At 67.3% G+C, this 23,845-nt stretch carries 28 protein-coding genes, 2 tRNA genes and 2 pseudogenes; 19 read left to right on the top strand and 13 right to left on the bottom strand.

The features are described 5' to 3' along the window. Entirely contained in the window at nucleotides 1–1,551 is a 1,551-nt protein-coding gene (locus K9U37_RS09680; protein ID WP_243071506.1) for a carboxyl transferase domain-containing protein, read from the bottom strand. A gap of 84 nt (nucleotides 1,552–1,635) precedes the next feature. Between K9U37_RS09680 and K9U37_RS09675 the strand changes: the two genes are divergently transcribed. Both K9U37_RS09675 and K9U37_RS09670 read left to right on the top strand, forming a co-directional pair. Further along, the gene (locus K9U37_RS09675; protein WP_243071505.1) at nucleotides 1,636–2,274 is read left to right on the top strand and encodes an SACE_7040 family transcriptional regulator; all 639 of its coding nucleotides are present in this window, start codon (nucleotides 1,636–1,638) and stop codon (nucleotides 2,272–2,274) included. Between the two features lie 205 nt (nucleotides 2,275–2,479). Further along, nucleotides 2,480–3,220, top strand: a complete 741-nt coding sequence (locus K9U37_RS09670) for an MmpS family transport accessory protein (RefSeq protein WP_243071504.1) — start codon at nucleotides 2,480–2,482, stop codon at nucleotides 3,218–3,220. Here K9U37_RS09670 and K9U37_RS09665 read toward each other — a convergent pair. Then, nucleotides 3,217–4,521: an MFS transporter gene (locus tag K9U37_RS09665; protein ID WP_243071503.1), complete on the bottom strand. Its 1,305-nt coding sequence runs from the start codon at nucleotides 4,519–4,521 to the stop codon at nucleotides 3,217–3,219. The two genes, K9U37_RS09670 and K9U37_RS09665, sit on opposite strands and share 4 nt — an antisense overlap. A gap of 36 nt (nucleotides 4,522–4,557) precedes the next feature. On the opposite strand from K9U37_RS09665, the gene cmrA reads away from it, so the two are divergent. Then, complete coding sequence (gene cmrA, locus K9U37_RS09660; RefSeq protein ID WP_243071502.1) at nucleotides 4,558–5,364, top strand: mycolate reductase; 807 nt, start codon at nucleotides 4,558–4,560, stop codon at nucleotides 5,362–5,364. Here cmrA and K9U37_RS09655 read toward each other — a convergent pair whose 3' ends face one another. Then, entirely contained in the window at nucleotides 5,365–6,945 is a 1,581-nt protein-coding gene (locus tag K9U37_RS09655; protein WP_243071501.1) for a helicase HerA-like domain-containing protein, read from the bottom strand. It lies immediately after the preceding gene. Between the two features lie 115 nt (nucleotides 6,946–7,060). Between K9U37_RS09655 and orn the strand changes: the two genes are divergently transcribed. Further along, nucleotides 7,061–7,696: an oligoribonuclease gene (orn, locus tag K9U37_RS09650; RefSeq protein WP_243071500.1), complete on the top strand. Its 636-nt coding sequence runs from the start codon at nucleotides 7,061–7,063 to the stop codon at nucleotides 7,694–7,696. A gap of 26 nt (nucleotides 7,697–7,722) precedes the next feature. Continuing rightward, nucleotides 7,723–7,795: transfer RNA gene (locus K9U37_RS09645), tRNA-His, on the top strand. A gap of 149 nt (nucleotides 7,796–7,944) precedes the next feature. Here K9U37_RS09645 and K9U37_RS09640 read toward each other — a convergent pair. Next, nucleotides 7,945–8,673, bottom strand: coding sequence for a hypothetical protein (locus K9U37_RS09640; RefSeq protein ID WP_243071499.1), 729 nt, complete (start codon nucleotides 8,671–8,673; stop codon nucleotides 7,945–7,947). Here K9U37_RS09640 and K9U37_RS09635 point away from each other — a divergent pair. Beyond that, the gene (locus K9U37_RS09635) at nucleotides 8,668–8,949 is read left to right on the top strand and encodes a hypothetical protein (protein WP_243071498.1); all 282 of its coding nucleotides are present in this window, start codon (nucleotides 8,668–8,670) and stop codon (nucleotides 8,947–8,949) included. The genes K9U37_RS09640 and K9U37_RS09635 overlap by 6 nt on opposite strands. On the opposite strand, the gene K9U37_RS09630 is transcribed toward K9U37_RS09635, so the two are convergent. Then, entirely contained in the window at nucleotides 8,908–9,588 is a 681-nt protein-coding gene (locus K9U37_RS09630; RefSeq protein ID WP_243071497.1) for a cation diffusion facilitator family transporter, read from the bottom strand. The genes K9U37_RS09635 and K9U37_RS09630 overlap by 42 nt on opposite strands. Continuing rightward, nucleotides 9,578–9,956: pseudogene (locus K9U37_RS09625) on the bottom strand (ArsR/SmtB family transcription factor). Before K9U37_RS09625 ends, K9U37_RS09630 begins: the two are co-directional and overlap by 11 nt. Before the next feature lie 119 nt (nucleotides 9,957–10,075). Here K9U37_RS09625 and K9U37_RS09620 point away from each other — a divergent pair. Together K9U37_RS09620 and K9U37_RS09615 are read left to right on the top strand one after the other, a co-directional pair. Continuing rightward, nucleotides 10,076–10,342: an SHOCT domain-containing protein gene (locus tag K9U37_RS09620; protein WP_243071496.1), complete on the top strand. Its 267-nt coding sequence runs from the start codon at nucleotides 10,076–10,078 to the stop codon at nucleotides 10,340–10,342. Next, on the top strand, nucleotides 10,339–11,034 hold the full coding sequence (locus K9U37_RS09615; RefSeq protein ID WP_243071495.1) for a sulfocyanin-like copper-binding protein: 696 nt from the start codon (nucleotides 10,339–10,341) through the stop codon (nucleotides 11,032–11,034). The genes K9U37_RS09620 and K9U37_RS09615 overlap by 4 nt, the downstream gene beginning before the upstream one ends. Before the next feature lie 548 nt (nucleotides 11,035–11,582). Here the strand turns inward: K9U37_RS09615 and K9U37_RS09610 are convergent. Then, the gene (locus K9U37_RS09610) at nucleotides 11,583–11,933 is read right to left on the bottom strand and encodes a heme-binding protein (protein WP_243071494.1); all 351 of its coding nucleotides are present in this window, start codon (nucleotides 11,931–11,933) and stop codon (nucleotides 11,583–11,585) included. A gap of 448 nt (nucleotides 11,934–12,381) precedes the next feature. Between K9U37_RS09610 and K9U37_RS09600 the strand changes: the two genes are divergently transcribed. The 3 genes from K9U37_RS09600 (at nucleotide 12,382) to K9U37_RS09590 (ending at nucleotide 14,120) form a co-directional block, all read left to right on the top strand. Further along, entirely contained in the window at nucleotides 12,382–12,612 is a 231-nt protein-coding gene (locus K9U37_RS09600) for a hypothetical protein (protein ID WP_243071492.1), read from the top strand. Between the two features lie 527 nt (nucleotides 12,613–13,139). Further along, entirely contained in the window at nucleotides 13,140–13,565 is a 426-nt protein-coding gene (locus K9U37_RS09595; protein ID WP_243071491.1) for an MbcA/ParS/Xre antitoxin family protein, read from the top strand. Next, nucleotides 13,566–14,120, top strand: coding sequence for an RES domain-containing protein (locus K9U37_RS09590; RefSeq protein ID WP_243071490.1), 555 nt, complete (start codon nucleotides 13,566–13,568; stop codon nucleotides 14,118–14,120). A 15-nt stretch (nucleotides 14,121–14,135) separates the two neighbouring features. Here K9U37_RS09590 and K9U37_RS09585 read toward each other — a convergent pair whose 3' ends face one another. Then, nucleotides 14,136–14,318: a hypothetical protein gene (locus K9U37_RS09585; protein WP_243071489.1), complete on the bottom strand. Its 183-nt coding sequence runs from the start codon at nucleotides 14,316–14,318 to the stop codon at nucleotides 14,136–14,138. Between the two features lie 114 nt (nucleotides 14,319–14,432). Beyond that, nucleotides 14,433–15,650, bottom strand: coding sequence for a L,D-transpeptidase (locus K9U37_RS09580; protein ID WP_243071488.1), 1,218 nt, complete (start codon nucleotides 15,648–15,650; stop codon nucleotides 14,433–14,435). A 131-nt stretch (nucleotides 15,651–15,781) separates the two neighbouring features. Here K9U37_RS09580 and K9U37_RS09575 point away from each other — a divergent pair. From K9U37_RS09575 to K9U37_RS09565, 3 genes and pseudogenes are all read left to right on the top strand, one after another. Beyond that, nucleotides 15,782–15,854, top strand: a tRNA-Lys gene (locus K9U37_RS09575). A gap of 148 nt (nucleotides 15,855–16,002) precedes the next feature. Beyond that, complete coding sequence (locus K9U37_RS09570; RefSeq protein ID WP_243071487.1) at nucleotides 16,003–17,103, top strand: ferritin-like domain-containing protein; 1,101 nt, start codon at nucleotides 16,003–16,005, stop codon at nucleotides 17,101–17,103. A gap of 84 nt (nucleotides 17,104–17,187) precedes the next feature. After that, nucleotides 17,188–18,317, top strand: a pseudogene (locus K9U37_RS09565) (APC family permease). Between the two features lie 249 nt (nucleotides 18,318–18,566). Here the strand turns inward: K9U37_RS09565 and K9U37_RS09560 are convergent. Further along, the gene (locus tag K9U37_RS09560; RefSeq protein ID WP_243071486.1) at nucleotides 18,567–18,845 is read right to left on the bottom strand and encodes a hypothetical protein; all 279 of its coding nucleotides are present in this window, start codon (nucleotides 18,843–18,845) and stop codon (nucleotides 18,567–18,569) included. A 101-nt stretch (nucleotides 18,846–18,946) separates the two neighbouring features. Between K9U37_RS09560 and K9U37_RS09555 the strand changes: the two genes are divergently transcribed. Together K9U37_RS09555 and K9U37_RS09550 are read left to right on the top strand one after the other, a co-directional pair. Continuing rightward, complete coding sequence (locus tag K9U37_RS09555; protein WP_243071485.1) at nucleotides 18,947–19,150, top strand: hypothetical protein; 204 nt, start codon at nucleotides 18,947–18,949, stop codon at nucleotides 19,148–19,150. A 261-nt stretch (nucleotides 19,151–19,411) separates the two neighbouring features. Further along, nucleotides 19,412–19,573 carry a hypothetical protein gene (locus tag K9U37_RS09550; RefSeq protein WP_243071484.1) on the top strand — a complete coding sequence of 54 codons (162 nt, stop codon included), beginning with the start codon at nucleotides 19,412–19,414 and terminating at the stop codon, nucleotides 19,571–19,573. Between the two features lie 141 nt (nucleotides 19,574–19,714). Here K9U37_RS09550 and K9U37_RS09545 read toward each other — a convergent pair whose 3' ends face one another. Then, the gene (locus K9U37_RS09545) at nucleotides 19,715–19,942 is read right to left on the bottom strand and encodes a DUF3618 domain-containing protein (protein WP_243071483.1); all 228 of its coding nucleotides are present in this window, start codon (nucleotides 19,940–19,942) and stop codon (nucleotides 19,715–19,717) included. Between the two features lie 90 nt (nucleotides 19,943–20,032). On the opposite strand from K9U37_RS09545, the gene bcp reads away from it, so the two are divergent. The 3 genes from bcp to K9U37_RS09530 all read left to right on the top strand — a co-directional run bounded on the left by bcp (nucleotide 20,033) and on the right by K9U37_RS09530 (nucleotide 21,080). Further along, a complete protein-coding gene (gene bcp / locus K9U37_RS09540) occupies nucleotides 20,033–20,506 on the top strand; it encodes a thioredoxin-dependent thiol peroxidase (protein ID WP_243071482.1) in 474 nt (157 codons plus the stop codon). 97 nt (nucleotides 20,507–20,603) lie between these two features. After that, entirely contained in the window at nucleotides 20,604–20,843 is a 240-nt protein-coding gene (locus tag K9U37_RS09535) for a hypothetical protein (protein WP_243071481.1), read from the top strand. A 9-nt stretch (nucleotides 20,844–20,852) separates the two neighbouring features. Further along, the gene (locus tag K9U37_RS09530; RefSeq protein WP_243071480.1) at nucleotides 20,853–21,080 is read left to right on the top strand and encodes a hypothetical protein; all 228 of its coding nucleotides are present in this window, start codon (nucleotides 20,853–20,855) and stop codon (nucleotides 21,078–21,080) included. A 3-nt stretch (nucleotides 21,081–21,083) separates the two neighbouring features. On the opposite strand, the gene K9U37_RS09525 is transcribed toward K9U37_RS09530, so the two are convergent. Both K9U37_RS09525 and K9U37_RS09520 read right to left on the bottom strand, forming a co-directional pair. Beyond that, complete coding sequence (locus K9U37_RS09525; protein ID WP_243071479.1) at nucleotides 21,084–22,457, bottom strand: MBL fold metallo-hydrolase RNA specificity domain-containing protein; 1,374 nt, start codon at nucleotides 22,455–22,457, stop codon at nucleotides 21,084–21,086. Further along, nucleotides 22,450–23,787, bottom strand: coding sequence for a dipeptidase (locus K9U37_RS09520; RefSeq protein WP_243071478.1), 1,338 nt, complete (start codon nucleotides 23,785–23,787; stop codon nucleotides 22,450–22,452). Before K9U37_RS09520 ends, K9U37_RS09525 begins: the two co-directional genes overlap by 8 nt. Between the last annotated feature and the right edge of the window lie 58 nt (nucleotides 23,788–23,845).

The raw sequence follows: 23,845 nt of genomic DNA, 5'->3' as shown, positions 1-23,845 counted from the left end.
TCACATCCTGAAGACGCCGTAGGACACCGGTTCGACGGGTGCGTTGGCGGTGACCGAAAGCGCCAGTCCCAGAACTGTTCTGGTGTCGGCGGGATCGATGACGCCGTCGTCCCACAACCGGGCGGTCGAGTAGTACGGATTGCCCTGGTGTTCGTACTGGGCGCGGATCGGGGCCTTGAAGGCGTCTTCCTGCTCGGGTGTCATCTCGCCGCGCACGGTGGCCAGCACCGATGCGGCCTGTTCGCCGCCCATCACCGAGATCCGGGCGTTGGGCCACATCCACAGGAAGCGCGGCGAGTAGGCCCGCCCGCACATCGAGTAGTTGCCTGCACCATAGGAACCGCCGATCACCACGGTCAGCTTGGGCGCCCGCGCGCAGGCCACTGCGGTCACCATCTTGGCGCCGTGCTTGGCGATGCCGCTCGCCTCGTAGTCGCGGCCGACCATGAAGCCGGTGATGTTCTGCAGGAACACCAGGGGCACCGTCCGCTTGTCGCACAGCTCGATGAAATGCGCTCCCTTGAGCGCAGATTCGCCGAACAGCACGCCGTTGTTGGCGACGATGCCGACGGGATGACCGTGGATGTGGGCGAACCCGGTGACCAGCGTGGTGCCGTACTCCGCTTTGAACTCGGTGAACTCACCACCGTCGACGATGCGGGTGATGACCTCGTGCACGTCGTAGGGCACCCGCGCGTCGACCGGCACCACGTCGTAGAGCTCGTCCTGATCGGCGATCGGGTCGACAGCCGGGCGGACATCCCAGGGCCGTTGCTCGCGAGGGCCCAGCGTGGCGATGATGCGGCGCACGATGCGCAGCGCGTCGCGGTCGTCATGAGCCAGGTGGTCGGTGACGCCGGAGGTCTTGGAGTGCAGCTCGCCGCCGCCGAGCTCTTCGGCGGTGACCACCTCGCCGGTGGCGGCCTTCACCAGCGGCGGGCCACCGAGGAAGATCGTGCCCTGGTTGCGGACGATCACCGCCTCGTCGCTCATGGCGGGCACATAGGCTCCGCCTGCGGTGCACGATCCGAGCACGGCGGCGATCTGCGGAATGCCCTGCGCGCTCATGGTGGCCTGGTTGTAGAAGATGCGGCCGAAGTGCTCACGATCCGGGAACACCTCGTCCTGGCGGGGCAGGAACGCGCCGCCGGAGTCGACGAGGTAGATGCACGGCAGCCGGTTCTGCAGCGCGATCTCCTGGGCCCGCAGATGCTTCTTGACCGTCACCGGGTAGTAGGTGCCGCCTTTGACCGTGGCATCATTGGCCACGATCATGCACTCCCGCCCCGAGACGCGGCCGATGCCGGTGATCATCCCGGCGGCCGGGCACTGGTCGTCGTACATGCCGTCGGCGGCCAGCGGGGCGACCTCCAGCAGTGGACTGCCCGGATCGAGCAGACCGTCGACCCGGTCGCGCGGAAGCAGCTTGCCGCGCTCGACGTGGCGCTCGCGGGCGCGTTCGGGTCCGCCGCGCGCGGCCTCGGCCAGTTTGCAACGCAACTGCTCGACGAGCTGCAGGTGCGCCTGGCGATTCGCAGCCGGTGAAGTCATCGAGGTCCCGTCGCAATTGAGTTAATGACGACTAACTCGTGTTAGGTTAGAGAAGATTAACCGAAACGTCCAGAGGTGGGTCCCATGCCAGAAGCAGCCACACGGCGCAGTCGGCAGAAGTCGGACCGCCGCGATGCCCTGCTGGCTGCCGCGGAGCGGCTGATCGCGGAGAAGGGCTACCTGGCGGTTCGGCTCGAGGACATCGGTTCGGCGGCCGGGGTCAGCGGGCCGGCCATCTATCGGCACTTCCCGAACAAGGAAGCGCTGCTGGTCGAACTCCTGGTGGGCATCAGCACCCGCCTGCTGGCCGGCGCGCAAGCAGTCGTCGCCGAAGCGCCGGACCCGGCCGCCGCACTGGACGGCCTGATCGAGTTCCACCTCGACTTCGCACTGGGTGAGTCGGACCTGATCCGGATCCAGGACCGAGACCTCGACAACGTGCCGGCCGGGGCGCAGCGGCAGGCGCGCCGGGCGCAGCGCAGTTACGTCGAGATCTGGGTGAGCGTGCTGCGCGACCTGGACCCGGCACTCGACGAGTCCGACGCCCGCCTGATGGCGCACGCCGTCTTCGGGCTGCTGAACTCGACCCCACACAGCACGAAGCCCCTGGCGGCCAAGGCGGCCGACCCGGGGCGTTCACGCGACGTATTACGGGCGATGACGGTAGCCGCCCTGTCCTCGGTCGGCCACCGTCACCCCCGCACGATCGGTCAATACCAATAGCGGCATCCCGCCACCGGGCGGCCCACCCGCGCGCACGCTCGGGGCGAACACCGCGATTCCCTCGTCGAGCAGCAACGGGAAGATCTCGCTGTACCCGGGCCGCGCCTGCCTCTCGGGCCCGCCGCGCAGATAGATCGTCGCGCCGATCGGCTCGACGTACGGAGGTGGACGGTACAGCCGGGTAGCCTGCAGGCATGAGGTGGGAATGAACGATCCTACGCAGCAGGCCGGTAACGGTTATCTCCAGAACCCGGACCCCGCCTACGCCGGGCAGTACTACGGCTACGGCGCGCCCTCCTCCGGCCAGGGTTACCTGCCGCCGCAGACTCAGCCCACCGAGCAGCTGCCGACCTACTGGCAGCAGGGCGGCTACCCGCCGGCCGAACCGCCCCAGCCGCCACCCGGCCCCCCGAAGTCGCCGCGCTGGCTGTGGATCCTGGCCGCGGTGGCGGTGCTGTTGGTCGTGGGGCTTGTCATCGCCCTGGTCATCGTGACCAGTTCGTCGAGAGAGTCGACGGTCGCGGTGCCGGTGCCGCCGGTCACGGGGACCAGGACCGCTCCCTCGATCCCGACGACAACCAGCCGGATGCCGCTGCCGACCACGTCGCAGTCGCCGCTGCCGACCACCACCGAGGCTCCCGGCACGCCGGTGCCCCCGGTTGAGACCAGCAGCCCGACCGGCACCGACACCGTCGTCTACAACGTCGACGGTGACGGGCGGGCGATCAACATCACCTACGTCGACACCGGCGGCGTCATGCAGACCGAGTTCAACGTGATGCTGCCGTGGAGCAAAGAGGTCAGCCTGTCGGCACCGGCCCGGAACTCGGCCAGCGTGGCCGTGGTCAACGTCGGGCGCGACGTCACCTGCAGTGTGACGGTCAATGGTGTTCAGGTGCGCCAGCGCACCGGCCGCGGCCTGACCATCTGCACCGGCGCCGCCTAGCGCGGCACCCGCACCGCCAGCATCCCGAGCAGGCCCGCCGCCAGCACCACGCACAGGCCGCCCAGCCCGGCCCGGTCGCTGCCGAACGCGTCGACGAACACGAAGAACAGCCACGGCGCCAGGAACGCCACCGCACGCCCGGTCATGGTGTAGAGCCCGAACGCGACCGCCTCCTTGCCGTGGCTGGCCATCCGCAGCAGCAGGGTGCGCGCCGCCGACTGAGTGGGCCCGATGAACATGCACAGCAGCAGGCCGCACACCCAGAACGCGACGGGTCCGGAGAGGCTCAGCAGCGCGATGCCGACGGCGATCATCGCCGTCAGCGAGCCGACGATGACGGGCTTGCCGCCGACCCGATCGTCGAGGTGGCCTCCGATCACCGCGCCGGCCGCCGCGACCGTGGAGGCGAAGACGCCGAAGATCAGCACATCGGACTGCGAGATGCCGTACACACTGACGCCCAGCACCGCGCCGAAGGCGAACACCCCGGCCAGTCCGTCCCGGAACACCGCGCTAACCACGAGGTAGTAGACCAGGTTGCGGTCGCGGCGCCATTCGGCCCGCAGGTCGGCCCATAGCTGCCGGTATCCGCCGAGCAGCCCCACGCCGCGCAGCGTGGGGTCGGCGGCGGGGACGAAGGTGTGGGCGACCACCAGCAGGGGCAGGGCGAAGACGGAGAACCAGCCGGCCGCCAGCAGCATCGCCGCGCGGATGTTCTGGCCGTCGTCGACCGGGATCCCCAGCAGCCCGCGGCTGGGGCCGCTGCCGGTGATGAACCCGAGGTAGATCAGTATCAGCAGCGCGACACTGCCCAAGTACCCGGCGGCCCAGCCGAGCCCGGAGATGCGTCCGGAGTTCTCCGGGGTGGTCAGCTGTCGAAGCATCGCGTTGTACGGCACACTGGCCAGATCGCCGCAGGCCGCGGTGAAGGCCAGCAGCACCAGGCCGACGGCGAAGTAGGCCGGCTCGGCGCGGATCAGGCTCATCGCCGCGGTGGAGAGCACCGCCAGAGCGGTCAGGATCGTCAGCGCTGCCCGTCGGCGTTGCGGTGCCTGCACCAGCACACCGGTGACCGGCGCCAGCACGGCGACCGTGAATCCGGCGATGGTCAGCACGCGGCCCAGCCAGCTGGCCGGTGAGGTGCCGCCGGCGATGTCACGGCCGACGGTGCTGGTGAGATACACCGAGAAGACGAAGGTCACGACGATAGCGATCATGCCGGTGGAACCGCAGTCCCACAACGCCCAGGCAAGGACTTTCGACCGGCTGGCTGAAGTCGAAGCCGGCCGGGGGCTGCTCATGCTGGCCAGCGTATCGACTCCCCCTACGATTGCCGCATGCCAGTCCCCGCCCCCTCGCCGGACAGTCGAGCCGTCGTCACCGGAGCCTCCCAGGGCATCGGTGCGGCGCTGGCCACCGAACTCGCCGCCCGCGGCCACAGCCTGATCATCACCGCACGCCGCGGCGAGGTACTGACCGAACTGGCCGAGCGCCTGACCGAACGCCACGGCGTCGCGGTCGAGGTGCGCGCCTGCGACCTCGCCGACCCCACCGCTCGCACCGCCCTGGCCGACGAACTGGCCGATCGCAACATCTCGATCCTGTGCGCCAACGCGGGCACCGCGACCTTCGGTCCCGTGGTCAAGTTGGACCCGGCCGGCGAGAAGGCACAGGTTCAGCTCAACGTGCTCGGCGTGCACGACCTGGTGCTCGCGGTGCTGCCGGGAATGCTGGCCCGCAAGGCCGGCGGCATCCTCATCTCCGGCTCCGTGGCAGGCAACTCACCCATCCCGAACAACGCCACCTACGCGGCGACCAAGGCGTTCGCGAACACGTTCAGCGAGTCATTACGCGGCGAGCTGAAGGACTCGGGCATCCACGTCACCCTGCTGGCGCCCGGTCCGGTGCGCACCGAGCTGCCCGACCCGGCGGAGCAGTCACTGGTGGAGCGCTTGATCCCGGACTTCCTGTGGATCGATACCGAGTACACGGCGCGGATCTCGCTGGATGGCTTGGAGCGCAACAAGATGCGGGTGGTGCCGGGCCTGACGTCGAAGACGATGTCGGTCGCGACCGGTTATGCGCCGCGCGCCATCGTCACGCCGATCGTCGGCGCGGTGTACGGGAAGCTCGGCGGGGACTAGTCAGCGCCGACGTCTGCCGGTACCGAAGATGCTGCGGGTGATCTCGCGGCCGATGACGGTGCCGGCCGAGCGCATCGCGCTCTTGAACGCCGGGCTGTTCATCACCTGATCGAGCACGCCGGGCTCGGCCTTCTCGACCCGCTTGGGCATCGGCGGCAGATCGATTCCGGTGGGCAGGATCGGCGGCAGGTCGGTGCCGTCGACCTCCTCGAGCGGGGGCGCCATCTTGGCCGCCAGCATCTCGTAGGCCGACTCGCGGTCGACGGTCTGGCCGTACTTGAGAAACCGCGGGCTGGCCTGCGCGGCGGCCCTGATGTAGTCCGGGCCGATGGTGTCCATCAAGGACTTCGGCGGGCGCAGTCGGGTCCAGGCCACCGGGGTCGGCGCGCCGCGTTCGGACAGCACCGTCACGATCGCCTCGCCGATGCCCAGTGCGGTGAGATCGGTGGCCAGATCGTAGAACTGGGTCTTGGGGTAGGTGCGCACCGTCTTGGTCAACGCCTGCTGGTCGTCGGGGGTGAAGGCGCGCAGGGCGTGCTGGATGCGGGCACCGAGCTGGGAGAGAACGTTGTTGGGCACGTCGGTGGGCAGCTGCGTGCAGAAGAACACGCCCACCCCCTTGGAGCGGATCAGCTTGACGGTCTGCTCGACCTGTTGGAGGAAGGCCTTCGAGGCGTCGGTGAACAGCAGGTGCGCTTCGTCGAAGAAGAACACCAGCTTCGGCTTGTCGACGTCACCGACCTCGGGCAGGTAGGTGAACAAGTCGGCCAGCACCCACATCAGGAACGTGGAGAACATCACCGGCCGGGCGGCTTGGTCGCCGAGCTCGAGCAGGCTGATCACGCCGCGACCCTCCGCGTCGACGCGCAGCAGATCGGCCGGGTCGATCTCGGGCTCGCCGAAGAAGGTGTCACCGCCCTCGGCATCGAGGTTGACCAGTGCCCTCAGGATGACGCCGGCGGTCTGCGACGAGACGCCGCCGATGGTCTTGAGCTGCTCCTTGCCCTCGTCACTGGTCAGGAAGGTGATCACCGAGCGCAGATCCTTCAGGTCCAGCAGCGGCAGCCCCTGCTGATCGGCCCAGTGGAAGATCAATCCGAGGGTTGACTCCTGAGTTGCGTTGAGCCCCAATACTTTCGACAACAGGATGGGACCGAACGCCGAGATCGTCGCGCGCAACGGCACGCCGATTCCGCCGGTCCCCAGCGACAGGAACTCCACCGGGAACGGCGTGCCCGCCCAGCTCTCGTCACCGGTGTCCTTGGCGCGCTGGGCGGTTCGCTCGCTGGCCTCCCCCGGCCGGGACAGACCGGACAGGTCGCCCTTGATATCGGCCATCATCACCGGCACCCCGGCCGCGGAGAGCTGCTCGGCGATCACCTGCAGCGTCTTGGTCTTGCCGGTGCCGGTGGCGCCGGCCACCAGGCCGTGGCGGTTCATCATCGACAGCGGGATGCGGACCTGTGCCGCGGGATCGACCGCCCCGTCGACGAGGACCGACCCGAGTTCGAGCGCCTGCCCGGTGGTGGCGTAGCCGGCGGCGATCTGCTGAGCAGGGGTCGCGGTCGAATCGCTCGTCATGGCCCGATCCTCCGTGGTTACTCGCGTGTTGGCCGCTAAGACACTACTTGGCATCGCCGCCCGGGGACGGGCGGAACGGGTGGCCGGTCCCCCGGCGGGCATACAGTTGAGCGCTGTGCGTGAAGAATTGGTGTGGATCGACTGTGAAATGACGGGCCTGGATCTGCGGACCGACCGTCTCATCGAAATTGCTGCCCTGGTGACCGACGCCGAACTCAACGTGCTCGGCGAGGGCATCGACGTCGTCATCCACGCTGACGACGTCGCGCTGGACGGCATGATCGAGGTGGTCGCACAGATGCACCACCGGTCCGGCCTCACCGAGGAGGTGCGGGCGTCGTCCATCGACGTCGCCGCCGCCGAACAGCTGGTCCTCGACTACATCCGCAGCCACGTCAGGCAGGCCAAGACCGCGCCGCTGGCCGGGAATTCGATCGCCACCGACCGTGGTTTCATAGCGCGGGACATGCCCAAACTGGACGATTACCTGCACTACCGGATGATCGACGTCAGCTCCATCAAGGAGCTGTGCCGGCGCTGGTACCCCAAGATCTACTACGGACAGCCGGAGAAAGGGCTCGCACACCGTGCCCTGGCCGACATCCGGGAGTCGATCCGCGAGCTGAAGTACTACCGCCGTACCGCGTTCGTGCCGCAGCCGGGGCCCTCTACCAGCGAGATCGCGGCGGCGGCCGCGGAGATCGACGTCTCCGACGGAACCGATTCGGCTCATCAGCAGGAAAGCGGCTAGTATCGACGGGCCGGTTTCCGGCAATGGTGGCTGTAGTTCAGTTGGTAGAGCACCAGGTTGTGATCCTGGCTGTCGCGGGTTCGAGTCCCGTCAGCCACCCAGATGCGGAAAGCCGCTCCCGTGCAGGTGGGGGGCGGTTTTCCGTTTTGCCGGAACACCGCTCCCGACTCCCAATGCGCTATCCGATGGGCTATCCGGTTCTCATGCGCTATCCGGACCGGCGCCAGGCCGGGACCACCACGGATCACTTACGCCCCGCGCAGTCCCCCCGTTCCCGGCCAGTAGCCGAGGCGCCGCTGAGCGGTGCTTCGCGGCGGCGACTCCCGCCGCAACTCCTCCACTGTGGCGGCGTCGACCTCGATCCGCACCTCGGCCACCGGAGCCAGGCGAACGCGGGCCGCGTCCAGGCAGGTGTAGACCGTGCTCTGCCCCATCAGGTGCGGAGCCGTGTCGAGCCGCACGAGACCTACCTTCTCCCAGTACCGTGCCAGGCGGTTCTGCGCCTGCCGCAGCTCCCTCTTCGGGAGGTCCTGCCCGCCCGGCGGCGATGGGTGGGTAAGGACGAGCACGTCCCTCCCGAACGTCATCGTGTTCACGATCTCCGCCACCGCCCACGCCCCGAGGTCGTGTCCGCGGACCGCCGGGTGGAGGTGAGTCTGGTCGAGGAGCAGGATCCCGGCGGGGCAGGCCGACTCGAATTGCTCCTGCAGCCTCTCGACGACGAAGTCGCCGTCGAAGAGCGGCGCGAATTCCGCTGTGTCGCCGCTGATCGCATCCAGCAGCTCTGGGAGGTCGCCGCACAGCCGCGCGGTGAGAAAGGTGAGGGTGCCGACGGTGAGGCAGTCCGCGTCCTCGTCGTCGGCGTCGTGCAAGGTCACCGCCGCGTCCCATGAGATCGCGCCGGTGTCGGGGAATGCACCGGCCTCCGCCGGTACACCGCCGTAGTTGGTGACGCGGGGATAGACCAGGGTGTGCATCTGCCCATCATCGCCGACGCCGCGGCTACTGTCAGCACCGGCAACGCCGCGCTCCCTGCCAGCGAGGCGTTGCCGGTGCAGATTCCGGATCTCGTTGCCGTGCAACGGATCTTGCATTTGCGTCCCGCTCTGCCCGCCTCGAGCGTGGGCTTCAACGCGACGATTCGTTCGTCGCCGACTACCGCCAACGGCTGGTGGCCGCCTGAGTCCAAGGTCCGCGATTCCGACATTGCGCTAGTCGCAACAGCCCTGGGCTTCGCAGGAATCGGCGGCTAGAGGGGTTGGGCCGCAGCAGTTTCGGCCTCGCCAGGCTTCCATGCCTTCGCGCGCTGCGACGGCGGCGATCACCAGGCCGGCGATCGGGTCGGCCCAAGACCATCCGAACAGGCTGTTGAGCCCCAATCCGACGAGCAGGACCGCGGACAGATAGGTGCACAGCAGGGTTTGTTTGGAGTCGGCTACCGCGGAGCGAGATCCGAGTTCACGTCCGGTGCGGCGCTGGGCATAGGACAGCAACGGCATCACAATCAGGCTGACCGCAGCCAGCACGATGCCCACCATCGAAGGCCGGGGTTCGGCGTACCCGAACAGCGCCCGCACCGATTCGACGGTGACGTAGGCCGCGAGGGCGAAGAACGACAGCGCGATGATCCGCAGTGTGGCTTTCTCCCGGGCCTCGTGGTCGGGCGTGGAGAACTGCCAGGCCACCGCCGCCGCTGAGGACACCTCGATCAGCGAGTCCAGGCCGAACCCGATCAGCGCGGTCGAGGACGCCTGCGCCCCAGCGGTGAGCGCGACCGCAGCCTCGATCACGTTGTAACTGATCGTCGCTGCCACCAGGAACCGGATCCGGCGGGTCAGGACCTGTCGCCGATCGGCGTCGACCGCGACTGCGGTGGGGTGGTCAACACTCATCGGAATCCTCGGTGCAACTGTCGATTCCGTAGGCGGAGCACAGGGCCACGGCCTGTCCGGTGGACTGCAGCACGGTCTCGGCGCTGGCCAGCAGGTCGATCAGCGCGGGCTGGGACAGCCGGAACACTGAGGCCCGGCCGACTGGTTCGGAGTCGACCAGGCCGCACTCTTTGAGGCAGGCCAGGTGCTTGGAGACGGTGGACTGGGCCAACCCGACTTCCTCGACCAGCTCGCCGACCCGGGCCTCCCCGATGGTCAGGCGGCGCAGGATCGCCAGCCGGGTGGGATCACCCAGCGAGCGGAACAGGGCGGGCCGCCGGCGCTAACTCCACCTTCGTCACCGCACCAGACACCACAGGGATCGCCATTGGGCGATGTTATCGACATTTAGTGACATTTGGGCGGAATGGGCGCATGCTGGAGAGATCGGGGGTTACCCCCCGGGGTTTACCCGCGAATGGGGTTGGTGATGTGCGGTAATGGCGGTATGTGGCACCACGGCTACGGCGGCTGGGGTTGGGGTAGTTGGATTCTGACCGCGATGGTCCTGACCCTGTTCTTCGCCCTGGTGATCACCGCGATCGTGGCGGCGGTGCGCTACCTGGGCGGTCCCGGACACCACCACGGACCCGCGGCGCACGGCGCACTCCCGGGACGCAGGCCCGAGGACCTTCTCGCCGAACGCTTCGCCCGCGGGGACATCGACGACGAGGAATACCGGCGCCGCGTCGCACTGTTGCGGGAACACCATTGAAGCCGCACCTGCGCACCGGCCTGCTGATCGGTGCGGCCTCCCTGGTCCTCGGAATCGGCACCACCGCCGCGATAGCCGGCGCCGGAGCAGGATCCGGCTTCGCCCCGATAGCTGGCCCACCCGGCTTCAGCGGACCGATGCCCGCCCAGCCCGCACCCTGCACCCCACCCGCCCTGGCCGGAGCGATCGTGGACGCGACCGTCTCCGACATGGGCGGCATGATGGGTCCCGGCATGAACGGGGGCCCCATGACGGGACCGGGCGGCACGATGGGCCCGGGCATGAACGGGGGCCCCATGATGGGCCCGCAAGGACCGTCGCCCCATAGCCCCGGGATGGGCATGGGCATGATGCGCCTGACCATCAACCCGACCTCGGTGCCCGCCGGCCAGGTCTCCCTGCGGGTCGCCAACAACGGCTGGCTTCCACACGAAGTCATCGTCATGCCGCTAGGCCCCGGGCAAAACCCCGGCCAACGGCCCATCGGCAACAACTGGGAAGTCGACGAAACCGGCAGCCTCGGCGAAGCCGCCCAAACCTGCGGTGCCGGCGAAGGTGACGGAATCGCCCCCGGAACCATGGGATGGACCACCCTGACCCTCAACCCCGGACGCTACGAACTGCTCTGCAACATCGCCGGGCACTACGGCTCAGGCATGTACACCGAACTCGACGTGACACCGGCGAGATAGTCAGGCCCTCATGCAACTCGCGGTGGATCGCGTCTCCGACGTCCCTCGCCCCCGCCATTGGGCTGCTCTGCCGACTTGTACGACATACGTCAACTCCGTGCCATGCGAGATCCAACGCGTCGATCGAACCGGCTCGTCCCCGATGAAGACGGGACTAAGCAGACGCCGCAACAACCGAATTCGCGGCAGATGCCATCGGCCGTGACTGGAGCCGGATTCCCTAGGGCATTGTCGTTTCCCATGAGCTTGGGACCAGTGTGACCTGATTTTGCCAGGGTGATGGGACCACCTGGATCGCCAGTTATGGGACCACCGGCGCGTCGCGTCGGTGGTCTCTTCGTTTGTTCGTTCGATCGCTGTGACAGTTCAAGTCACGTCATCAGCTAATCGTCGCTGGTAAACGCCTTGCCATACGGGAGACACGCCCTCGATGCTCAACGTGTTGAGCGGAGGCAACCACATGACCGCAGGAGGGGCCGGCGGCAACTACGCCGCCGGATTCAATGTCCTCGGCGGCACCAACACTGTGAAAGCAGGCCCGGGACCGCTTAACTCATCGGGCCCATCTCGTCGGGCATGGGCGCGTCGCAGCGTGCCCGGAAGTCGGCAGCCGGCCGCCTGACGGCCTCTATCTGGTCTCGAATGTCAGGATTGGCCTGTAGATAGTTGGCGACCTCGGTGCGCATCTCATCCCGGGACTTGCCTTTGAGGCCGGTGAAGAAGGCGTTCACATCAGGATGGGTGAAGAGGTACACCGACATACCGGCGTTGACGCCTGACAGGACCTGGGTGAGATCGGCTGCCGTGCAGTTCGGTTCGTCGGCGGCGGCAGTTGCCGCACCGCCGAGGAGTGTTGCGCCGGCGATGATGCCGGCGCCGATCAGGCTTCGCAACAACATTCGGGTGCTCCTTAACGAAGGTAGATGTTGGACATGGCGCGCTCAACCGCGCCCGGGTCTGCCGGGTCGGCCAGGGCCACCGGGACCGCCTGGACGGTTTGGGGGGATGGGAAGGATGACGTCGAGATCCCATCCGTCGTCGCAATACCAGGGATCGGAGCAATAGCCCGGGTAGACCGGGCCGGCTTGCGGTGGGGTAGGCCCGCCACCGCGCACGTCGCCCTGCGCACAGATCGTTGCATAACCGGCACCGTCACAGTCCGCCGAGGCGGGTGTTGCCGACACGAGGCTTCCGGGCACCAGCGCGATGACGATACCGAATGTTAAGTAGCACTGAGGTTTTCGCACGGACGCTGCCTCGATTCCCCCGGTGGGGGGCCGTCGCGGTCATGTTGATCGTGGCAAGTCCCCCGAACTTGTTATTTGTGTAGTTTAGTGCCGCCGGTCCGTGCTTGTCGGCCAACCCCGAATCGACAACCCCCGACCCGGCCACCCCGCCGACCTCGCCGCACACGCCGACTGGCGACCGGTCACCCTGACCCGCTACGGCCACACCGACACCGTCGAGATCGCCCTGTGCGACACGATCCGGTACGGCCCGTTCGGTACCACCGCAGGCCGCACCGTCCTGATCCGCGACCCCGCCGCCGACACAAGTTTCACCGATTTTGGTGATTAGGGCTTTCGGGTCCACGTCACCCGGCACTTTGATATCCCCGACTGTCTGCAAGTGCACCGGTGCATTCTTCGGATCCTTGGGCTCGTCGTCACACCACGCGGTCTGGCCTGAACTGGGATGACCCGTGCAATCGACGACAGTCCCTGCTGGCAAGACAGCTAGCGTTCGTTTGAGATGGCCGATGATCGCGTCCTGGGCCTCCTGCTCACTCTGCGGCACAATCTCTTTCACAGACCACCCGGGCGGTGGCGGCGGTGCTGATGTCATTGCCGGACCTCCTAGTTCGGTTGCGCCAGTCGGTACGGACGGCCAAGCGAGCCACCACACCCCCCCGGAAACGGCACCTGCAAGGCACAGTGCGGCAACCGCTCGCCCGACGGGTAGCAATCGCGATGTCATCGGCTGCACGCCTTTCCTATCCATTCGGCACGATCTGCGGTGGAGGTTGGCCGGCGATGATCGCTCCCATTTTGCGCCGCACCGGGTTCCCGGTGCTGCCCACGGAGGAAATTGGGTAGAGTTGCGGCATGGCTACCGAGAGGACTGGCGCCACCGAGCACGCGGTGAAAAGGGTGGCGGCCGGCGCGCCGGTGAAGAGGAAGGCGGGCCGAGTCCCCGCGGATGATCCGCTGTCGGCGCAGCGGGTGGGGTATCTGACCGAGGTGTTCTCGCGGGCTGAACTGGCGAGGCTGGTCGGGGTGAGCGCGTCGCAGACCTCCCGTTGGGCATCAGGTGAGGAGAGGCCCGGCCCGGCCGCCGCGCCGGCGCTCATTGATCTCGAACACATTCTTGCGCGGGCGCGGCTGGTGTGGGGCGGTGAGTCGGCGTTGGTCTGGCTTGGAAGCGGCAACGCTTTCCTCGGGGGCGCACGACCGCTCGATGTGCTGCGCACCGAAGGCCCCGCCCGGGTCCTGGAGGCACTCGACGCCGAGATGTGGGGCGGTGCAGCCTGAGTGCTGGTCTACCGGGTCCTTCCCTTCCTCGAGGCGGCGGGGGCTGGTAAGCCGGGACACCCGTTGTATGAGCACCGCCCGCAGCGCGGCGGTCGGGCCGACCACCCCGACTACTACGTCTGGTACCTGGCCCGCCAGGCTGACGCCGCCTGCGGGGAGACGTTCGGAAATCTGTCGCTCTGGACCGACTCGATGTTCGATTTCCCCGCTGTGCCCGGCTCGCGCAGGACGTTGGGGGTGTACAAGCTGCCCGATGATCTACGTATCTGCGACCTCGACGATCCGCGCCGCCTGGTGGAGTTGGGGCTGCGGCCGACGCAGGTGGTCGCCCGGAATCTGGCGATCACCTCAGACTGGGCGCACCGCATCTGGTCGCAGCGATCTGAGGCCGTCGACGGCCCGAAATGGCAAGCGGTGCAGTGGTGGTCCTTCCACCGGCCGACCTGGACGGTGATCGCCAGCTGGGAACGGCCCACGCTCGTTGAACTGCAGCGGCTCGACCTCGACCACCCCGCTGTTGTCGCGGCGGCCGAGAGCCTCAGCCGGCCGCTGTAGTCCGGCTTCCTTTCATCACCACCGCAGGCGCGCCGCCGTTGCAATTGAAGCCGCCTCCTTCTTTCCGGTCGCCTTCGCCGCAGCCGGCTTCCGGCCCATGCCCGGCCGCCGGGCCTCATCGCCGATCTCGATCCGGTCGGCGATGAACCGGTCCAGCTCGTCGCGATGGATGTATGGCGTGCGCCCGATCCGGGACACGACCAGCTCCCCCGCGTAGACCGCTTTGCACACGAAGGTCGCCCCTTTGCGGATGTAGCGACCTGCTTCGACGACCTCACTCCGTGGCTCAGCTGGGGCGAGGGTCCTGAGCCGTCAGGCGTTGGCGTTGCCCGCTTTCCACTGCTCCCACGGGATGTTCCAGTCGCCGAGGCCTTCGGTGCCCGAGAGCGAGGAGCCCACGGTGTTATGCACCTCGACGACGTCACCGCGCTTGGTGTTGTCGAAGAACCACTGCGCGTTGCTCGGGCTGACGTTCAGGCAGCCGTGGCTGACGTTGGAGTAACCCTGGCTGCCCACCGACCACGGCGCGGAGTGCACGTAGATACCGCTGTAGGACATCTGCGTGGCCCAGTCGACCTCGGTGCGATATCCATTGGGCGAGTTGGACGGAACCCCGTAGGTCGACGAATCCATGACCATGTGGGAGAAGCGGTCCCCGACGATGTAGACGCCGTTGTTGGTCGGAGTGCTGTTCTTGCCCATCGAGATCGGCATGGTCTTGATGACCTCACCGTTCTGGCGGATGGTCAGCGTCTTGGTGTCATCGTCGGCGGTGGCGACGACCTCGTCGCCGATGGTGAAGTGCGACGTCCGGTTCTCCTGGCCGAACAGCCCGTCGCCCAGATCGACGCCGTAGGTGTTGACCTCGACGTCGATCTTGGTGCCCGGCTTCCAGTAGTTCTGCGGCCGCCAGCGCACCTCGCGGTTGTTGAGCCAGTAGAACGCGCCCTCGACGGGCGGGTCGGTGGTGACCTTGATCGCGCGTTCGGCGGCGACCCGGTTCGGGATGTTCTCGTCGAACCGCACCGCCACCGGTTGTCCGACGCCGACGACCTCACCGTCACCGGGCAGCAGGTAGGGCACGGTCAGGCTGTCCGGCGAGTAGGTCTTGAAGGTGAGCTTCTCGGTGGTGACACCGCCGAGGCCCAGCGACTGGGCGCTGATGGTGTAGCTCCTGTTGTAGCCGAGAGGCTCGGTGGTCTGCCACGTCACGCCGTCCGGGCTGAGCTGGCCGGCAACCTGCTCACCGGACCGGTTGACCATCGTCACCGACCCGAGGACTCCGCCGGTGGCCGTCACGGTGACCGGCTTGTCGACTGCGACATCCACGGCGCCGTCCTTGACCGACGCCGTCAGCTGCGGAACGAGCAGGTCGCTGTACGGCGTTCCCTTGTCGGCGATGACCTTCGCCGGAGCGGGCGCCGCGTCGTTGTCGCAGGCGGTCATGCCGAGCAGCAGTGCCGGTATCAGGGCGAGCACCGCCAACCGGGTCCGAGACCACCGGCGGTGTGCCGAACCGACCTGCCCCATACGGCGCTCTACCTCGCTTGCGGTGGGATTGCTGGGAGTGTCTGGCAACAGTCTAAGGGCACCCTGACTTCGTGGCGACCGGGATTTCGTCCCATGGCGGCTGGCCTGTTATTCTCGCTGTCGCGGTTCTCGCGCCGTTAGCTCAGTTGGTAGAGCAGCTGACTCTTAATCAGCGGGTCCGGGGTTCGAAACCCTGACGGCGCACAACACCACTTCCCTGCCTCGGCGGGGATTTTGGTGTTTTTGGGGCACCGCAGGGCCGCCCGCCACCGTTGACGGCGCTGCCAAACTCTGAAAGTATTGTGACGCACGTCATATGACTATCTGGTCGGACCTGGCAGGGGCGGCAGCTATGACCACCCGGGACAAGTACACGCAAGTACCCGAGCCGTACTCGTGGGAGGTGCCCAGCGTCGGTGACGCCCGCTTCACGTGGGAGTACGACGAGGGGCGCGCCCGGCTGCTGTCGCTGTACCAGAAGGGCAAGGACAAGCAGTGGGACGCCCAGTCGCGCATCGACTGGTCCTTGGACGTCGACCCTACGAACCCAGTAGGGGTACCCGACGAGTTCCAGCCGCTGTTCGGCAGCCCGGCGTGGGACGCCGCGGACGAATCGCGCCGCGCTGAGTTCCGCCAGCACAACGCGGCGTGGAACTTCTCGCAGTTCCTGCACGGCGAGCAGGGCGCGATGGTGTGCGCGGCCAAGATCGTCGAAGTCGTCCCTGACATGGATGCGAAGTTCTACGCCGCCACCCAGACCATGGACGAGGCCCGGCACGTCGAGGCGTTCTCCCGCTTCCTCCAGGAAAAGGTCGGAATGGTCTACCCGATCAACAAGAACCTCACCGCGCTGCTGGGCGACACCCTGCGCGACTCACGCTGGGATATGCCATACCTCGGCATGCAGGTTCTCATCGAGGGGCTCGCGCTCGCCGCCTTCGGGGTGCAGCGGGATCTGGCGCCCGAGGGATCGCTGACCAAGCAACTGCTCGCCTACGTCATGCAGGACGAGGCCCGGCACGTCGCCTTCGGCCGAATCTCGCTGAAGGACTACTACTCCGCACTGACCGACGCCGAGCGCGACGAGCGTGAGGAGTTCGTCGTCGAGGCCTGCTACCTGATGCGCGACCGGTTCCGCGGCGAGGAGGTCTTCGAGACGCTCGGTCTCGACGTCGAGGAGTGTGCCGAGTGGGTGGATCACTCGCCGCTGATGATCCAGTTCCGTTCACACCTGTTCAGCCGGATTGTGCCGATTGTCAAGGACATCGGGCTGTGGGGTCCGAAGGTGCAGAAGGCGTTCATCGACATGGGCATCCACGAGATGGCCGGCTTCGACATCGATGCGCTGATGAAGGCCGATGAAGACCAGGCCGAGCAACTGGACACGTCACACGCCGAGATGGCCGGCCGGGCCCTCGAAGTCGACCAGGCGATCGCCGCGGGCGCCGGGTAGCCGAATACTCCGATAATCGGCTCGCCGCACGGCTAGGTTGAAAACATCTGTCGCGGCGCAGGCAGCGACGGCGGGATGCCCGAGATGACGGAAGTTTCGCCGAACGCACCCGATGCCGACGAGTTGTACGAGGACGGCGGCTACGAACCGGAACTCAAACGAACGCTGGGATCGTTCCAGATCTTCGCGGTGTCGTTCGCGTTCATCTCCGTCGCGGTCGGGATCTTCGGAACCTACGACGACGTTTTGCAGGACGCCGGACCGGTCGGCATCTGGCTGTGGCCCGTCGTGGCGGTCGGCCAGACACGATCGCGCTTTTCATAGCAGTGGTGGTCACCGGCGAGGGCTCGGCCAGCAATCTCACCTCTCGCGGTATCGCTGATGGGGCTCCCGACTATTTCTCTCTCGGTGGCGGCCTGATGGCGGCGATGATCATGGGTATCGCAACGCTGGTCGGCTTCGACCCCGCGGCGAACATGGCAGAGGAAGCGAAGGACCCGTTCCGCAGCGTGCCGCGCGCGATCGTGGGATCGGTTGTCGCGGCGGGCCTTCTAGGCATGGTGTTCGCCGTCGCGCTCACCATCGCCATCAAGGACATTCCCGCTGCCACCGCCACCAACTCGCCCGTCGCGATGATCCTGCACGACCAACTGGGTGTGGTGGTGGAGCGCTCGCTGCTGGTGGCGATCGTGATCGCCTTCTTCGGGGCCGGGATGGTCACGCTGGCCACCTGTGCGCGAATGGTCTTCGCGATGGCGCGCGACGACCGCTTCCCGGCGCCCAAATTGATGCAACGGGTGAGTCCCCGCACGCACACCCCGATCCCCGCGACGGTCCTGATCGTCGTGCTGGGAACCATCCTGATGATCGCACTGCCCGGCAACGCGCTTCTGATGCTGCTCACGGTGGGCGGTCTCACCGGAGCAGTCCTCTACGGCGGAATCATCGTGCTCTACCTGGCGGTGCGAAAGCGGTTGGGACGCCAGGAGGATGCCTTCGACATCGGCCGGTTCGAGATGCCGGTCGCCATTGGCGCCTTGGTGTGGTCGGCGATCGTGGTGGCCATCCTCATCTCGCCCCCGGAGGCACGCACGGCGGCCTTCATCGCGCTCGGTATCCTGCTCCTCGGCGGGCTCTACTTCGCGTACCTTTTCGTCTCGAACCGCGAAGTACTGGACACTGAACCCGGCGACATCGATGTCTTCGAACACTGACTCACTGACGGGTCATGTTGTCCGGCAGGGTGATCCGGACTACCCGGAGGCCAGCGCCGGCTGGAACCAATTGTTCTCCAGCCGTCCCGAAGCGGTGGTGTTCTGCGCCGAGACGCAGGATGCGGCTTCGGCCTCCTCACCCGCCGATTCGGCATGGCATCGGACAACCTCGTCGCCGACGAGCACAACAACACGGATCTGCTGTGGGCGCTACGTGGTGCGGGCAACGGCAATTTCGGCGTCGTCACGTCACTGACGTACGCGATCCACCCCCTGACGCAGGCCACCAACATCACCGCGAGGTGGCCCGGCCTCGACGACCTGCCAGCGGTGTTCGACGCGTGGCAGAGCAGGGCCCCGTACACGGACAATCGCCTCACCAGCCAACTCGAGATTCGCCGCGGTGAGGTCATGCTTGGTCGGCGCGCTCACCGCCGGGTCAGAGGCCGAGGCGATGCAGATGCTGGCCCCGATCCTGTCGGTCGGCACACCCGACGTCGCGACGAAGGACGCGAACTGGGCCGACATCTACGACCGGGTTCCAGATCCCGACCGACCACGAACCAGCGAACTGGAAGTTCCAGTCGCAGTTCATCTCCGAGCCGTTCCCGCCCGAGGCGGTCAACATCGTGGGTTCGTTCATGTCGGCGGCGCCGACTACAGCCAAGGCGTTGGGTGTCGACGACATCGTCGACGTCGTGGTGCCGGGGGCGGTGATGCCGGAATTTCTGCGCCGGGCGCGCGATCTGGCAGTGGTTGAGGGCGCGACCATGAGCGGTTGCGGGCACGGGCGGAATCCTCAACCCCGGGGTGGTGTTCGCGTGACCGTCTGACAGACGTTGCCAGCCGTTCTCCGCTGCCCCCTCCCACACAGTTTGGCGCAAGTCGCTGCACGACCCGTCACCACCCCCACGAGGCGACCGCCTGACCAGCATTTATTCATGCTACCCGGTAGCCGGGCAGATGCAATGCCGTCGAACAGTGAGCCTGTGGACTGCACCGATACTCCCGATGATGTTATAGTTCGAGTTAGCTGACTTGATCCGGGCGCAGGGCTCGGGCCAGCATCACATGACGCAGTGAGGACTTAGCCAATGGCGACGGAAGGGCCCGCCCGCCATCCCGAGCGCGAGGTAGCTCTGCAATCCCCCACGTCGTTTACTGCTGTGCACGTTCACAGCTGCAGCCGGCTCGGCCTGCATGCCAACCCGCCGGGTTTCCGGCTGTCCTTCGGTGACTGGCTGCGCCGCCGCTGAGAGTCAGCTCCCACCCCACCGGTTATCTGACACTGCTCGGCACGATGTACCCCGGAAACCTCGCCCTCGGACCTGGTGCTGGGTGCGGCCCGGCACCCGGGGAGGCGTGGACGGCAGCCAGCGAAGCGTCATCGAGCTCGGCTAGCCGTTCCGAACCTTGCGGATCACCAGCACCACGGTCACCGCGCCGACCCCGGCCAGCGTCGCGGCCACGGCGGGCTTCTTCACGAAGCGCAGCACTGCGGCCTTGAAGTCGTCGGCGAGGCGTTGGGGATTGGTCCGCTCGGCCAGCGAGTCGACGGTCAATGCCAGCCGATCGCGCGCCGAGTCGATCTCGGCCTTGATGACCTCGGGGTCCCGGTCCACCACTTCCGCCCTCCAAACTGCCGCCCTGCCGAACTACCCTAGATCAGCCCGGGTCAACCCGGCGCACCGGTCGTGGTCGAGAAAGGACACGAAGTGACCGACACAGCACGCCTCGAGGTTGGCGACAAAGCCCCGGCGTTCAGTCTGCCGGATGCCGACGGCAAGACCGTGAAGCTGTCCGACTTCAAAGGCCGCAAGGTGATCGTGTATTTCTACCCGGCCGCGATGACGCCCGGCTGCACCAAGCAGGCCTGCGACTTCCGGGACAGCCTGGCCGAGCTGACCGGGGCCGGCGTCGACGTCGTGGGCATCTCTCCGGACAAGCCGGAGAAACTGGCCAAGTTCCGGGACCGCGACGGCCTGACCTTTCCGCTGCTGAGTGACCCGGACAAGAAGGTGCTTGGCGAGTGGGGTGCCTACGGCGAGAAGAAGATGTACGGCAAGACCGTGCAGGGCGTCATCCGCTCGACGTTCCTCGTCGACGAGAAGGGCAAGATCGAGGTGGCCCAATACAACGTCAAGGCCACCGGCCACGTCGCCAAACTGCGTCGTGACATCGATCTCTAGGCCGGCACCGGCGGCCGGGGACCTATTGCTCTACCTCGGGCTCGGGCATCCGGACAATGCTGTCGTCAGGCAATGTGACGGTTGAAGGGGGTAGAACATGGGGCGCGACATCTTCAAGTTCCTGTGCGGGGCGGCGGCTGCGGGCAGTCTCGGCCACGCTGGTTATGCGGCGGCGACCGCGCGAGGCACCATCTCGGTACCGGTCTGGCGAGGCCGGGAATGGGGCGTCGGCAAGATGCTGATCGAAGCCGTGATCTACGGCGCCATCAGTGTTGCCCTCGGATACCTCGCGTGGCGCCCGCAGCCGCACGAGTTGCTGCAACTGACAAGCCCGTAGGGCGTCGCCGTGCGCAAGCGTGAGGTGTACAAGTTCCTGTGCGGATTCCTCGCCGGCGCGGGTGTGGTCCACGCGAACGTGGGCATCGCGATAGCGACGGGAATGTTCAACGAGCCGCGCTATCTGGGGCACACGTGGAGCGCCGCGTCGCTGTGGATCGGGGCTGCCCTCTACCTGGCCGTCAGCGTGCTGTTCGGCTGGCTCGGCTGGCGAGGGCCTGGCAGCGAAAGAAGCTGAGCCTCAGAGATCGAACAACTGGTTCGGCCTGGGAACCGTTGCCTGCCAGCCGAACTCGCGGTCCAGCCGGGTGCGTAGGGTGTCGGCCGGCTGCGGTTCACCGTGGACGACGAACACCTTTCGCGGCGGCGCCTGGAACCCGCCGGCCCAGCGGACGAGTTCGTCGGCGTCGGCGTGCGCCGACAGCATCGCCAGGTTGGCGACCTCGGCGTTGATCGGGACCCACTCGCCGTAGATTCTGACGTAGCGCTCGCCGGCGGCGATCGCCGCGCCGCGGGTGCCGGGCACCTGGTAACCGGTGACCATGATCGTGTTGCGGGGGTCCGGACCGAATGCTTTGAGGTGGTGCAGGATCCGGCCCCCGGTGGCCATGCCGCTGGCCGAGATCACGATCTTCGGCTCGGTACTGGCCGAGATCTTCATGGACTGCCCGGCTTCTCTCGTGTACACGGCCATCGCGCACATCCACTCGTAGACCTCCGGCGCCAAGCGGTGATCGTCACGATAGGTACCCAGCAGGTCGCTGGCGTTGATCGCCATCGGGCTGTCCAGATAGACCGGCACCTCCGGCAACCGGCCGGCCTCACGCAGCTGCCACAGGTAGTAGAGCAGCGTCTGGGCCCGGCCCACCGCGAACGCCGGAACCACCACGGTGCCGCCACGTTTCACGGTGGCGGCGACGACGTCGGCGAGCACGTCGGCGGGGTCGGCACGATCGTGCAGGCGATCGCCGTAGGTCGACTCGATCAGCAGGTAGTCCGCGGCCGAGACTGGGTCCGGGTCCAGCATGACCGGGTCGTCGTAGCGGCCCAGGTCGCCGGTGAACACGATGCGCCGGCCATGCCAGGCCAGCTCGACGGTCGCCGCCCCGAGAATGTGTCCGGCCCGGCGGAACATCAACACCGGCCCCTCGCCGGGCAGACTGAACTCCTGCCCGAAGGGGTGGGTGTCGAATAACTCGATCGCCCGGCGGGCATCCTCGCTGTCGTACAACGGCAACGCGGGGTGATGCTTGCTGGCCTTGTGCTTGTTGAGGAATGCCGCGTCGCGCTCCTGCAGGTAGGCGCTGTCACGCAGGATGATCTCGCCGACGGCGGCGGTGGCCTCGGTGCACACGATCGGCCCGCTGAAGCCGTCGCGCACCAACCGCGGCAGGTACCCGGAGTGATCAAGATGGGCGTGCGAGAGGACCACCGCGTCGATACTTTCCGGCTCGACGGCCAAAGCTGCCCAGTTGAGCTCGCGCAGGTTCTTCACGCCCTGGAACAGGCCGCAGTCCAACAGGATTCGCTTGCCTTCGGCTTCAAGAAGATGTTTGGATCCGGTGACGGTGCTCGCCGCGCCCAGACAGCGCAGGGTCAGGGCGGCGTTAGCCACGTGACGCCCCCAGCTTCCCCAGCAACAGCGCCTCGGTGGTGGCGGCACGCTCCAGCACGCCCAGATGCAGGCTCTCGTTGACGCTGTGCGCCTGGGTGCCGGGATCCTCCACACCGGTGACCAGGATCGTGGCCTCCGGGAAGGCCGCAGCGAACTCGGCGATGAACGGGATCGACCCGCCCATGCCCATGTCGACGACGTCGGTTCCCCAGGCCTGGCGGAACGCCGCCCTGGCCGCCTCGTACACCGGCCCGGTCGCGTCGATGGCGTAGGGCTGGCCGATGTCGCCCGGTGTGACGGTGGCTCGCGCGCCCCACGGAGTGTGCTGTTCGAGGTGGCGGCGCAGCGCGTCGAGGTGGGCCGCGGCGTCACCGCCGGGTGCCACCCGCATGCTGACCTTCGCACTGGCCCGCGGGATGAGCGTGTTGGACGCCTTGGCGATCGGTGTGGTGTCGATGCCGATCACGGTGATCGCCGGTTTGGCCCACATACGTTGTGCGACTGTGCCGGAACCGATTTCGCGGACACCGTCGAGCAGGCCGGACTCGGCGCGCACCCACTGCGGACCGCGGTCGACGTCCGCGGCGCTGGATTCGTGCAAGCCAGCCACCGCGACGTTGCCGTCGTCGTCGTGCAGGCTGGCCAGCAGTCGCACCAGCACGCTCAGCGCGTCGGGCACCACCCCGCCCCAGAGCCCGGAGTGCAGGCCGTGGTCGAGGGTGGCGACCTCCACCACGCAGTCGGCCAGTCCGCGCAGCGACACCGTCAGCGCCGGGATGTCCGGTGTCCAGTTGTCCGAGTCGGCGATCACGATCACGTCGGCGGCGAGCTTGTCTTTGTGGGCGGCCAGCAGCCGGCCCAGCGAGGGCGAGCCGGATTCCTCTTCGCCTTCGACGAATACCGTCACCCCCACCGGGGGTGCACCGCCGTGCGCGCGGAAGGCCGCCAGATGGGTGGCGATGCCGGCTTTGTCGTCAGCACTACCCCGCCCGTAGAGCCGGCCGTCGCGTTCGATCGGTTCAAACGGCGGCGAATTCCATTGCGAGGCATCACCTTCGGGTTGTACATCATGATGGGCGTACAGCAGGACGGTCGGCGCGCCGGGCGGCGCGGCGTGGCGGGCGATCACCGCGGGGGCACCGCCCTCGCTGACGATGTCGACCGCCTCGAAACCGGCCGCGATCAGCAGGTCGGCGACGGCCCGCGCGCTGCGGTGCACCTCGTCGCGCCGGGCCGGGTCGGCCCACACCGATTCGATGCGCACCAGGTCCTCGAGATCGGCGCGCACCGAAGGCAGCACGGCCTGCACACGCTCAACGAGATCACTCATGCCGACGACGTTAGCGCCGATTTTCACTCAGCGAATTGACCCTCATTTTGATGCCTGC

Source organism: Candidatus Mycolicibacterium alkanivorans (genome assembly GCF_022760805.1).
Classification (GTDB): Bacteria; Actinomycetota; Actinomycetes; order Mycobacteriales; family Mycobacteriaceae; genus Mycobacterium; species Mycobacterium alkanivorans.
This window is presented reverse-complemented; position numbering and strand designations above follow the sequence as displayed.

Excerpts from the sequence above, each read along its gene's own strand:
- K9U37_RS09680 (WP_243071506.1), bottom strand. The coding sequence starts at position 1,551 with ATGACTTCACCGGCTGCGAATCGCCAGGCGCACCTGCAGCTCGTCGAG.
- K9U37_RS09675 (WP_243071505.1), top strand. The coding sequence starts at position 1,636 with ATGCCAGAAGCAGCCACACGGCGCAGTCGGCAGAAGTCGGACCGCCGC.
- K9U37_RS09670 (WP_243071504.1), top strand. The coding sequence starts at position 2,480 with ATGAACGATCCTACGCAGCAGGCCGGTAACGGTTATCTCCAGAACCCG.
- K9U37_RS09665 (WP_243071503.1), bottom strand. The coding sequence starts at position 4,521 with ATGAGCAGCCCCCGGCCGGCTTCGACTTCAGCCAGCCGGTCGAAAGTC.
- cmrA (WP_243071502.1), top strand. The coding sequence starts at position 4,558 with ATGCCAGTCCCCGCCCCCTCGCCGGACAGTCGAGCCGTCGTCACCGGA.
- K9U37_RS09655 (WP_243071501.1), bottom strand. The coding sequence starts at position 6,945 with ATGACGAGCGATTCGACCGCGACCCCTGCTCAGCAGATCGCCGCCGGC.
- K9U37_RS09640 (WP_243071499.1), bottom strand. The coding sequence starts at position 8,673 with ATGCACACCCTGGTCTATCCCCGCGTCACCAACTACGGCGGTGTACCG.
- K9U37_RS09630 (WP_243071497.1), bottom strand. The coding sequence starts at position 9,588 with ATGAGTGTTGACCACCCCACCGCAGTCGCGGTCGACGCCGATCGGCGA.
- K9U37_RS09620 (WP_243071496.1), top strand. The coding sequence starts at position 10,076 with ATGTGGCACCACGGCTACGGCGGCTGGGGTTGGGGTAGTTGGATTCTG.
- K9U37_RS09610 (WP_243071494.1), bottom strand. The coding sequence starts at position 11,933 with ATGTTGTTGCGAAGCCTGATCGGCGCCGGCATCATCGCCGGCGCAACA.
- K9U37_RS09595 (WP_243071491.1), top strand. The coding sequence starts at position 13,140 with ATGGCTACCGAGAGGACTGGCGCCACCGAGCACGCGGTGAAAAGGGTG.
- K9U37_RS09580 (WP_243071488.1), bottom strand. The coding sequence starts at position 15,650 with ATGGGGCAGGTCGGTTCGGCACACCGCCGGTGGTCTCGGACCCGGTTG.
- K9U37_RS09570 (WP_243071487.1), top strand. The coding sequence starts at position 16,003 with ATGACCACCCGGGACAAGTACACGCAAGTACCCGAGCCGTACTCGTGG.
- K9U37_RS09560 (WP_243071486.1), bottom strand. The coding sequence starts at position 18,845 with ATGTCGGCCCAGTTCGCGTCCTTCGTCGCGACGTCGGGTGTGCCGACC.
- K9U37_RS09550 (WP_243071484.1), top strand. The coding sequence starts at position 19,412 with ATGGCGACGGAAGGGCCCGCCCGCCATCCCGAGCGCGAGGTAGCTCTG.
- K9U37_RS09535 (WP_243071481.1), top strand. The coding sequence starts at position 20,604 with ATGGGGCGCGACATCTTCAAGTTCCTGTGCGGGGCGGCGGCTGCGGGC.
- K9U37_RS09520 (WP_243071478.1), bottom strand. The coding sequence starts at position 23,787 with ATGAGTGATCTCGTTGAGCGTGTGCAGGCCGTGCTGCCTTCGGTGCGC.